This is a genomic window from Synechococcus sp. H55.11, from assembly GCF_047462475.1.
In the GTDB taxonomy this organism is placed as follows: domain Bacteria; phylum Cyanobacteriota; class Cyanobacteriia; order Thermostichales; family Thermostichaceae; genus Thermostichus.
The window spans coordinates 17685-28649 of sequence record NZ_JANSJI010000084.1; the positions used below are offsets into that span (position 1 = coordinate 17685).

Genomic DNA, 10965 nt, shown 5'->3' on the forward strand with positions numbered 1-10965 from the left:
CTTAGCGAGACCTCAACACCACCTCAAGGATCTCGCGATAAGGTTGGGCCAAAACCTCTTCTCCGGCCTCTGCCAACGACCAGCCCATACTGTTGGTTTGCTGCACCACCGTGCTTTGCCGCACCGGGGTAAAAATGGGGATCCCTTGCATCATTTCCGCCAGGGCTTCCACCGCTGCCCGCGACATTTTGGTGCGGTTGTTGCCCACCCATTGCTCCCGGGTGGGGAGCACCCCCAGAAACTTGGGCACCTGAAAATCCAGCTCCCCCAATTCCTTCAGCAGCACCAGGGTACTCAGGGCCCCCATCACCCCTTTTTGGGTGCATTCCGTCGGCACCACCAACAGATCGGCGCTGAGAATGCTGTTGTAGGTGAGCAGCCCTTTCGAGGGGGGACTGTCGATGACCAAAAAGTCATACTCCGACAAAATCGGTCGCAAAGCCCGCTTCAAAAACAGCTCCCGCCCCGGCTCCATCACAATCGCGTCCATCGCTCGCGACAGGCTGTAGTCGCTGGGGGCCAGCCACAGCCGCTCCTGGCGATCCTCATTCAGCGGCGGACGAATGATCTCCCGAATGTGAACCCGATCCGCCCCTGGCAAAATCGTCTCGGCAATGGTGGCCGACTCCGACAAATCTGTCCAGCCCAGCCACTGGCTCAGGTTGCCCTGCGGATCAAAATCGACGGCCAAGGTCTTGCCGTGCTCTGCCAGCATGATGGCCAAGTTGAGGGCGGCTGTGGTCTTTCCGGATCCCCCACTCAAGCAGGCGACGGTGATGACAAGCGCCGTTCTGCCAGACATGCGTTATCCCCCTCGTAGCCCATCCCCTAACACTATAGCTAGGGTTAAGCAATAGTGTTTACACCTTAGATAGGGATTGCGCGGCTGAGGACGGCCTGCAGGGATCCATCCGCTGGATCAGCTCTCTATCAATCCTCAAATTGGATCCTCAAAGGGAAGACACAAACCGGTGCAGCCGCTGCAGCCCTTTTTCCAGGGTGGCGCGATCGGCGGCATAGGAAAGGCGGATGTAGGCATCTGCCCCGAAGGCCAGGCCCGGCACGGCGGCGACGTGATGTTCTTGGAGCAGCCGTTGGCAGAACTCCACCGAACTTAGCCCGGTTTGGCCGATGTTGACAAACACATAAAAGGCGCCCTCCGGCTCTGGACAAGTCACTCCCGGCAGAGCGCGGATCCCCTCCAGCATCAGATCCCGCCGCTGCCAAAATTCTCGCCGCATTTTTTCCACCGCCGCTGCCGACAGGGGGCTGGTCAGGGCTTCCAGGGCGCCGTACTGGGCAAAGGTGCAGACATTGGAGGTGCTGTGGCTTTGCAGGTTGATGGCGGCGTCGATGATGGGCTTGGGCCCGGCCAAGTAGCCCACCCGCCAGCCGGTCATGGCATAGGCTTTGGCAAAGCCGCTGCTGAGGATCACTCGTGGCACCAAGTCAGGGCAAAGGGATCCCAGGCTGATGTGGCAGGCTTGTCCGTAAATCAGCTTTTCGTAGATCTCGTCGCAGACCACATACAGATGGGGGACAGACAGGATCACCTCGGCCAAGGCTGCCAGCTCCTGCCGATGGTAAACGGCGCCGGTGGGGTTGGCCGGCGAGTTGAGGATGAGCAACTTGCTGCGGGGGGTGAGGGCCTGGCGCAGTTGGGCGGCGGTGAGTTTGAACCCCTGAGCCTCTTCTGTCTGCACCCGCACCACCTTGGCCCCCGCCAAAGCCACCATCTCGGGATAGCTGACCCAGTAGGGGACGGGCAGGATCACCTCGTCGCTGGGATCCAGGAGTACCATGGCCAGGTTAAACAGGGTTTGCTTGCCGCCATTGCTAATCAGGATCTGGTCGGGGCTGTAGTCCAAGCCGTTTTCTCGCCGCAACTTGTCCGCCACCGCCTGGCGCAGGGCGGGGATCCCGGCGGTGGGGCCGTAGCGGGTTTTGCCCTCTTCCAGGGCGCGGATGGCCGCCGCCCGAATGTGCTCAGGTGTATCGAAGTCCGGCTCGCCGGCGCTCAAGCTACACACATCCACACCCTCTGCCTGCATGGCTTTGGCCAGAGCTGTAATGGACAACGTGGGGGACGAGGATAGATGGGCGACCCGTTGGGACAAGCCGGCAGCAGACACCATCAGTCAGGAAACTCTTTGTTTTGAAAATTTTAACTTTCCTTGCGGTCAGTGACGGGAGGACGTCACGATTCTGAGGGGTTCTGAGGCTGGGCTACTGCTGTCAAGAGGCGGCTGCCATCCACCAGCAGCAGCTCATGGCCCTCCCGCTCCGCTAACAGATCCCAAAACTCGCCCGCAACAGCTCCTGGCAAAAACCCCTCCAAGCGCAGTTGTAAGGGCGGAAATTGCTTGTTCCCTTGGGGCTTGCGCCGCACGGTTATCTCAACAAAGCCATCGTGGGGCTCGACGATGCCGCGAATGTTGAAGCCCTCCTCTGCATCTTCGGGGGCAGGCAAAAAAGGCTCATCCTCCAGCTCTGGATCTGCCTCCTCTTCCGGCAGAGCCAGAATGCGGATGACGCTCAGACCTAGGGCGCCTCCCGACCGCGGCTGTGGCTGCACGTAGTACCAGTAGGTGTGGCCGCTCTCGATGCAGTGGGTGAAAGGACGCAGCAGCTCGGCGCGGCCAGGGGTGGCCGGATACTCCACGCCATCGCTGGCAACCAACATCGCCTGCGCATAGGTCTTGGGGATCGCTTTTAGGGATCCCTTGATCAGGCCCAAGGCACGGAACTGGTAGGGGTGAGCGGGCGGGGGCAGGGGATTCATAGGAGTCAGCAACAGGACGGAAGGCCAAAAGAGTAGGGCTTACAAGTCTATCTCATGACAGCGGCCATCTCAGAAGTATGGGAGGCTGCTAATCCAGCAAAAATTGCACCCACTTCGGTGGCGGCGGCAGCGGGCAGCGGAAATGCTCCATCACCAGAGCGGCCACCAGATGCACCGTGAACACATAGATGAGGGAGTTAAAGGCGATGAATGCCACCACCACCACCTGAACCATCCAGGGTTCCGCCACCCAGTACACCCCTAGTCTGGCCAGGGACACATCCAGCAGCCAGTTGGTCAGGCCGGTGAGTTGGATGGTCACGTAAGTCCAGAGGTTTTCCCCCACCAGCAGGGAGGAGAGCAACAACTGGAAAACCAGGCCGAAAGCGCTGAGGGCAGCGCCGCTGGCTACCGAGACATACCAAGAGAAGCGCTGCTGCCAGAGGCGGGCACACCCGTAGCCCAGCAGGCCATAGGGAATGACGTAGAGAATGCTGCGCGTGGGCCCCATCAGCACTGTCAGCAACAGGGCGGAGACCACCAGGGCCATCGCCCCGGTGCGGGGATCCCAGCGCATCACCGCCAGCGCCACCGGAATGGGGAAAAACAGACGCATAAAGGGAGCCAGCGGCGTGTAGCTCAAGATCCAGATCAAAGCGGCGGTGCTGGCCAAAAAAGCTGTTTCCACCACCCTCAAGGCCGGAGAGCGGGGAGGGGGCGGGGGGAGGGGAGGAAAGTCATCCGGCACAGAAGGCTGAGGCGGCGAGGGCACATCCAGAAACGCACGACTTTTCCCAGCTTAGGTCACCGCTTGCCGGGTTGGGCGCAACCGTTTATTTGATGTAAAACGGCTGGGGGAGGAACCCTGTTGTCGATGCCCACCACCCCAGCGGATCCCTTGTGGGTTCCATCAACTTGTCTTGAAATGAGTGGGGCGTTCTGGTAGAGTCGAGACGGGATCTTCATTTGAAAAGGCGGGATCCCTACTGAACGATTTTGGGATCAATCAACATGGCAGTGCGGGTGGGCATCAACGGTTTTGGCCGCATCGGACGGTTGGTGTTGCGGGCGGCTTGGGGCTGGCCGGAGCTGGAATTTGCCCACATCAACGAGATCAAAGGCGGGCCTGCCACCGCAGCTCACCTGCTCAAGTTCGACTCGGTGCAGGGCCGCTGGAACATCGACATCGAGGCATCCGGCCAAGGGCTGCGCATCCAAGACAAAGCCCTCACCTTCAGCGAGTACAAATCTCCTGGCGAAGTCCCCTGGGCCGATTTGGGGATCGACCTGGTGCTGGAGTGCTCAGGCAAATTTGTCAAGGCGGCAGAACTGGACGCCTACTTCAAAGCGGGGGTGCGCAAGGTCATTGTGGCTGCCCCCGTCCAGGATGAGGCGGCCCTCAACATCGTCATGGGCATCAACGACCACCTCTACGATCCGGGCCGCCACCATTTGCTCACAGCCGCCTCCTGCACCACCAACTGCCTGGCCCCCTTGGTGAAGGTCATCCACGAGGGGATCGGCATCCTACACGGGGTGATCACCACCGTCCACGACGTCACCAACACCCAAAGTATGGTGGATGCCCCGCACAAGGATTTGCGGCGGGCGCGCTCGGCTCTGCTGTCTTTGGTGCCCACCACCACCGGCTCGGCTAAGGCCATCGGCCTCATCTACCCTGAGCTCAACGGCAAGCTCAACGGCCTTGCAGTGCGCGTGCCCCTGCTGAATGCCTCTTTGACCGACGCGGTGTTCGAGGTGAGGCGGCCCACCAGCGTGGAAGAAGTCAATCACCTCTTGAAGACTGCAGCCGAGGGGGAACTCAAGGGCATCCTCGGCTATGAGGAGCTGCCCCTCGTCTCGGTGGATTTCAAGGGGGATCCCCGCTCCAGCATTGTGGATGCCCCCTCGACCATGGTGGTGGACGGCACCCAGGTGAAGATCCTGGCCTGGTACGACAACGAATGGGGCTACGCCAACCGCATGGCGGAATTGGCCCGCAAAGTGGCTCTCAGTTTATAAAAACATCTCCCTTGGAGGCCTGCCCATGACTTCTGTCTCGAGCGCCCAAGCTGCCGCCGTGCGCAACTATGCCCTGGTAACCGCCGCCTACTGGGGCTTTACCGTCACCGACGGCGCCATCCGCATGTTGGTGCTGCTGCACTTCCACAAGTTGGGCTTCACCCCGATTCAGATTGCCATGCTGTTTCTCTTCTACGAGATCTTCGGGGTGATCACCAACTTTCTGGGCGGCTGGATTGGATCCCTGTTTGGCCTGCGGCTCACCCTGTACGGGGGCATTGCCATTCAGATCTTCGGCCTGGTGATGCTGGGGGTGATCAACCTGCAGTGGCCGATCTGGGGCCAGGTGGCCTACGTAATGACGGCCCAGGCTCTGGCCGGGATCGCCAAGGATCTCACCAAGATGAGTTCCAAAAGCGCCATCCGCCTGGTGGTGCCCAAGGAGGCCGAGTCCCGCCTGTTCCGCTGGGTGGCCATGCTGACGGGATCCAAGAACGCCCTCAAGGGGGTGGGGTTCTTTGTGGGGGCGGCCCTGCTGCAGATCTTCACCGAGATCTACGGGGATCCCCTGGGCTTCCGCATGGCCAACTTCGTGCAGGCGGGGGCGCTGGCTTTGATCTTCTGCTCCGGGGCGCTGCTGCCGGCGGATATGGGCAAGGTCAAGGCCAAGATCCCCTTCAAGCGCCTCTTTTCCAAGAGCAAAGAGATCAACCTTCTCTCGGCGGCCCGCTTTTTCCTGTTTGGGTCGCGGGATGTGTGGTTTGTGGTGGCCCTGCCGGTGTTCCTCTACGACGAGCTGGGCTGGACGTTTATGCAGGTGGGCAGCTACATGGCCATCTGGGTTATCGGCTATGGCTTTATTCAGTTTGTAGCGCCGCAACTGTTGGGGGGAGGGCGCCCGGGCCGCGCGCCCAAGGCCCGCACCATTCAGATCTGGACGTTGACCTTGACGGCAGTGCCGGCACTCATTGCCACCGCCTTTATGGCCGGCCTGCCGCCGGAATGGGTGGTGACCGGCGGCCTCATCCTCTTTGGGATCGTCTTCGCCTTCAACTCGGCGGTGCACTCCTACCTGGTGTTGGCCTATACAGAAGATGACGATGTCGCCCTCAACGTGGGCTTTTACTACATGGCCAATTCCGGTGGGCGCCTGCTGGGGACGGTGACCTCCGGGATCCTCTTCCAGCTTTATGGCTTGGTGGGCTGCCTTTGGTTTTCTACCCTGTTGATCTTGGCGGCGGGGCTGTTCTCGCTGAAGTTGCCCGATCCCGGCAAAACGCCGGTGGAGTGGGTGGTTAAGCCAGGCGATTGAAAACTGAGCTCGATCCCATCCATCAAGTGGAGGAGGGGAAAGGACTCTGCGCCCGAACCCCGCCCAAGGGGGAGATAGATGAGATAGTAGAAGGGCAAGCAGCATTTCCGGCAGCCTATGAGCCTGCGCATCGTTCCCACAACTCCCTTCCCTGGCCAAAAACCCGGCACTTCTGGGCTGCGCAAGCCGGTGCCCGTGTTTCAGCAGCCCCATTACCTGGAAAACTTCCTCCAATCCATTTTTGATGTCCTCGAGGGATCCGCCGGCCAAACTCTGGTGGTGGGAGGAGATGGCCGCTACCACAACCGGGAGGCCATTCAGGTTCTGCTCAAGATGGCGGCGGCCAACGGCATGGGGCGGGTACTGGTGGGGCAGGGAGGGATCCTCTCCACGCCGGCGGTCTCCTGTCTCATCCGCAAATACGGGGCCTATGGGGGGATCATTCTCTCGGCCAGCCACAACCCCGGCGGCCCAGAAGGGGACTTCGGCATCAAGTACAACATCGGCAACGGCGGCCCTGCCCCGGAGAAGCTGACCGAGGCCATTTACGCTCGTACCCAGCAGATCCGGGAGTACCGCATCCTGGAAGCTGCCGATGTCGATCTGGAGTGCTTGGGCGAGCAACGGCTGGGATCCCTGACGGTGTCCGTCATCGACCCGGTGGCCGATTACTTGGGCCTGATGCAGCGCCTGTTCGATTTCGACGCCATCCGCGACTACCTGGCCTCTGGGATCCGTATCGCCTTCGACGCCATGCACGCCGTCACCGGCCCCTATGCTCGCGCCATTTTGCAGGGATCCTTGGGAGCGCCAGAGGGCAGCGTGCTCAACGGGCAGCCCCTGCCGGATTTTGGCGGCGGACACCCGGATCCCAACCCGGTGCATGCCCGCTCATTGCTGGAGCTGCTGTTTCGGGAAGACGGGCCGGACTTCGGGGCGGCCTCCGATGGGGATGGGGATCGCAACCTCATCCTGGGCCGCCAATTCTACGTCACCCCCAGCGACAGCTTGGCCGTGCTGGCAGCCAATGCCCACCTGGTGCCCGGCTACCGGGAGGGCTTGGTGGGAATTGCCCGCTCCATGCCCACCAGCCAAGCGGCGGATCGGGTGGCAGCCAAGTTGGGGATCCCTTGCTACGAAACCCCCACCGGCTGGAAATTCTTCGGCAACCTATTGGATGCCGGCAAAGTGACCCTCTGCGGGGAAGAGAGCTTCGGCACCGGATCCCACCACATCCGCGAAAAAGATGGGCTCTGGGCCGTCCTGTTTTGGCTGAACATTCTGGCCGTCCGACGGCAGCCGGTGCGGCAGATCGTGGAGGAACATTGGCACATCTACGGACGCAACGTCTACTCCCGCCACGACTACGAGGGCCTGCCGGTGGAAGTGGCCGAGGCCCTTATGGAAAACCTGCAGCGCTCCCTGCCCGGGTGGGTGGGCCAGCGTTTGGGATCCCACAGGGTGACCTATGCCGACAACTTCAGCTATACCGATCCCGTGGACGGCAGCACCACCCGTAACCAAGGGATCCGCATCGGCTTTGAAGATGGATCCCGTGTTATTTACCGTCTCTCGGGAACGGGCACCCAAGGGGCCACTCTGCGGGTATACCTAGAGCGACTGGAGCTGGATCCCGCCCGGCATGGCTTGGATCCCCAGGTGGCCCTGGCCGAGCAGATTCAACTGGCCGATCACCTTGCCCAGATTCGCGCCCGCACGGGTCGGCAGCAGCCAGACGTCGTTACCTAGTCCTTACCTAAGAGAACTCCGGATCAGCGGGCCAGACTATCCAGGCTGAATGCACCCACCGGAGAGGTCAGTTGAAACTCCCCCCGCTCCTGGGTCAGGCCCACCGGACGGCTGGGGAAAGCCACCAGGATCCCCTCCAGGCGCAGCGACTCCGCCAGCGGATCGTAGGCCAAGCGCAGCTCGAAATCCCGCAGGTCGCGGCGCACTTCAATGCGGCGGATCCCTGCCTCCGTCAGGCCCAGGCGGAGCCGCCAGTGGTTTTGCCACTGCGTGCCGAGGGTGGCATCCAACTCCAGTCCATAGGTAGAGATCTGGCCTAGCCGCGGATCGTAAACCGCCTGCAGCGCGTAGCTGATCCCCGGCTCATAGCTATCTAGACCCGAGCGCTGCTCCCGGTTGAAGGTGGTGCTGCTGCGCCCTCGATATTCCAGACGGATCGGTTGTAACTGCCCCTCGTTGAGGTCGTAGGAGGTTTGCACCTGGATGTTGAATAGCTCAGGGGTGGTGTTCCAGGTAAAGTTGGCGTTGAGGGTGTCCCACCTTTGGGCGACAAAGTCGTAGCCAAGGGTGGTGTCGAAGCGCAACAGGTTTTTTACTTCCGCCTGCAGCTCCTGCAAGTTGCGGGAGGCAATCGCTTCCAAGTCCTCCGGGGTGTCGTCCGGGAAGGTCAGAGCTATGGGCAGCTCGCCGGGCAGGTCATCTTCAAAGGCAATGTAGCCGGGGGGCACGTTGGGCAGGAAGTCGCGCGGCGTAAAGAAGCTGATGTTAGCGTTGAGGCGATCGACATCCTTGGGGCTGACGGAAAGGGTTTGAAAAGGAGCGGAATTGTTGCCGTAAAAGGTGCGGCTGTAGCGCAGGTCGATGGTGTTCCAGTCGGCGGGCTTGAGGCTGAGGCGGGGGTTGAGGCTGACGGTGGATTCCTGGTCGGGGGTTGAGTACAGGACTTGGGTGTAGTCGATCGAGCCGGGCATGAAGGTGATCCAGGGAGCCGGTTGAATGTCGTTGAATTGAAGGCTGGAGCGCAGCTCGTAGCGATTGAAAAAGTTAAGGCCGGATCCCACTTCTCGATCTGGCTGTTGCTCTTGGGTCAGGGTGAGGGCGCTGCTGAGGGAGATATCGGGAGTGATGCGGAGGAGATCGGGATTGAAGGCCAGCTCGAAGTTGCGGCGCGGCTCGGTGTCGCCGTTGGAGCTGCTGTAGGCGCGGTAGTTGAGGCGGTAGGTGCCTCCCCAGCCGGGTGGGGTGAGTTGGGCACCCAGCGTCAGCCGCGCATCAGCGAAATCCGGCCCATCTTTGACGCTCACCCGCTGGTTGTAGTCCAGGCGCAGATCCGATTGCAGCCAAGGCACGCCCCCATAGCGCTGGATGTGGCTGAGGGTGAGGGGAAAGCTATAGGTGCCGTTTTCCTGGGATCCACTGCGGCTGATGTTGAGGGTGGTGGTGGAGAGATCCCCTTGAAAGGTGGTGTTGAGGCGCAGGTCGGCGTTGTCGTTACGCCCGCCGGCAGGGCGGTAGGTGTTGTCCAGGTTGAGGTTGAGCTGGCCCCGCAGTTGGCCCTCTTGGCCGAGGAGGTTGGCGGCGTAGAAGTCGAAGTTGTGGTCGAGGCGGAAGCGGCTGGAGAAGCGCCGCTGGTCGACCTCGGTTACCAGGTAAAACTGGGCCCGCCCGTAGTTGACGCTGTCGGGGATGGGGAGGATGTAGTCGTGCAGAAAGCCGATGCCCAGGCCTTTCTTCTGCAGGACATCCAGCCGCAGGCCACCGAAGTTGTACTCGTCGAAGCGATAGGCCCAACTGGATTTGACAAACACCCCTTCCGCCTCACTGCGCCCCGGCAGCACCCACTGGTGATCCCGCAGGCTGTAAATGAAAAGAGGCAAGTAGGCAATCTGCAGCCCCGCCCGCAGATCGCCCTCTTCGCTGAGCTCGCCGCCGGCAAAGACGCGGGCGTCGTAAACGATGACCCGGTCATCGGGAAACACCTCCACCCGATCCCCTTGCACGTAGTGGGTGATGGGCGGCTTCGGCGAGGTGGTGACGGTGGCCTTCTCAAAAAAAATCTGATCCCCCAACAGGGCGGTGGTCTCTTGGCTGCGCACAAAAACCTGGGTGCCCGGCTCCTCCCCCGGCAGGATCACCAGCGAGTTTTCAAATTGGGCAGACCGCCTGGGGATGTCCAGATCCAAGTTGCGCCCCTCGATTTGCCGGATGCCGCGACCCTGGGGGCCAGGGGGCTGTTCCATCCGGAAGGGGCCCTCGCTGCGCAGGCGCCGTTCCCGCCGGTAAAACAACAGCCGCTCGCCAGTGATGCGGGTGCCGTCCGCCAGTTGGATCTGGGCGTTTCCCTCGGCAATGCCCAGGTCTTGTTCGGCGATGTAGCGGAGCACATCCCCACTGACGTTGATCTGATCCGGGTCGAGGGGGATCTGCCGTTGGCTGGTGGCGGTGGCCGCCAGCTGCTGGCGAATCTGGGATCCCCCCACTCGGCCTAGGTCAACGTTCCCCGCCGTCTCGGTGCTCAGATCCCGTAGAAGCGGGAACTGCTCCAGCAGTTGAGGGGCCAGGGGGGAACCGACAGTAGGAACAAAAGCTTCTGTTCCGGTTTCGCTTCCCCCTTGAGTGGTTCCCGTCCCTCCCAACGCAGGGATCGCCAAGCTCCCACCGGCTTGCGAGATCAAGGAAGGAACGGTCTGGGGGAAAGGCGGGATCCGGTTGGTTGGCGACAGCGGGCCGGAGGCCTCACCCAGCTCCGCTTGCCCTTGAGCAGTGGCCGGGCTCTCGACAGTGGATCCTAGGGCGCGCGTAGCCTCGGTGGGACGCAGCCGGAGTTCTTCTTCCATCCGCAGGGCAGCAGCTTGGGAACGGGGGGAGCCGAGAGAGTCCAGAGTCGGAACGGTTGCAGGGGGCGTCGCTGCTGAAGCGGGCCGGGAAGACGGCGTTGCCTGGGCCTGTTGTGCCTGCCGCCGGGCATGGGCCGCCGCCCCCTCGGCCAAAAGCCGTTGCAGCCGCTGCCGGTTTAACTCTTCTGGCGTGAGGGCCTTTTCAGAAGGGGTGCTGGGTGGCAGGGATCCAGAAGCTCCAGGATCAGAACCAGAGGCCGCAG

Annotated in this window: 8 protein-coding genes; 3 read left to right on the plus strand and 5 right to left on the minus strand. The window is 61.8% G+C overall.

What is annotated here, in order from left to right:
- Window position 1: 1 nt before the first annotated feature.
- The 4 genes from NW853_RS03730 to NW853_RS03745 form a co-directional block, all read right to left on the minus strand.
- The gene (locus tag NW853_RS03730) at window positions 2-802 is read right to left on the minus strand and encodes a ParA family protein (protein ID WP_414347824.1); all 801 of its coding nucleotides are present in this window, start codon (window positions 800-802) and stop codon (window positions 2-4) included.
- Between the two features lie 148 nt (window positions 803-950).
- Window positions 951-2135 carry a pyridoxal phosphate-dependent aminotransferase gene (locus NW853_RS03735; RefSeq protein ID WP_414334453.1) on the minus strand — a complete coding sequence of 395 codons (1185 nt, stop codon included), beginning with the start codon at window positions 2133-2135 and terminating at the stop codon, window positions 951-953.
- A gap of 62 nt (window positions 2136-2197) precedes the next feature.
- Window positions 2198-2782, minus strand: a complete 585-nt coding sequence (locus NW853_RS03740) for a hypothetical protein (protein WP_414347827.1) — start codon at window positions 2780-2782, stop codon at window positions 2198-2200.
- Window positions 2783-2870: 88 nt separating this feature from the next.
- Complete coding sequence (locus NW853_RS03745) at window positions 2871-3470, minus strand: DUF2232 domain-containing protein (RefSeq protein WP_414341522.1); 600 nt, start codon at window positions 3468-3470, stop codon at window positions 2871-2873.
- Window positions 3471-3793: 323 nt separating this feature from the next.
- Here NW853_RS03745 and NW853_RS03750 point away from each other — a divergent pair, with 323 nt between their 5' ends.
- The 3 genes from NW853_RS03750 (at window position 3794) to NW853_RS03760 (ending at window position 7865) form a co-directional block, all read left to right on the plus strand.
- Window positions 3794-4804 carry an ArsJ-associated glyceraldehyde-3-phosphate dehydrogenase gene (locus NW853_RS03750; protein ID WP_414333099.1) on the plus strand — a complete coding sequence of 337 codons (1011 nt, stop codon included), beginning with the start codon at window positions 3794-3796 and terminating at the stop codon, window positions 4802-4804.
- Between the two features lie 25 nt (window positions 4805-4829).
- Complete coding sequence (gene arsJ / locus NW853_RS03755; RefSeq protein ID WP_414347830.1) at window positions 4830-6116, plus strand: organoarsenical effux MFS transporter ArsJ; 1287 nt, start codon at window positions 4830-4832, stop codon at window positions 6114-6116.
- Between the two features lie 117 nt (window positions 6117-6233).
- Complete coding sequence (locus NW853_RS03760; protein ID WP_414333096.1) at window positions 6234-7865, plus strand: alpha-D-glucose phosphate-specific phosphoglucomutase; 1632 nt, start codon at window positions 6234-6236, stop codon at window positions 7863-7865.
- A 23-nt stretch (window positions 7866-7888) separates the two neighbouring features.
- Here NW853_RS03760 and NW853_RS03765 read toward each other — a convergent pair.
- A partial coding sequence (locus tag NW853_RS03765; protein ID WP_414347833.1) for a hypothetical protein occupies window positions 7889-10965 on the minus strand: 3077 nt, incomplete at its 5' end.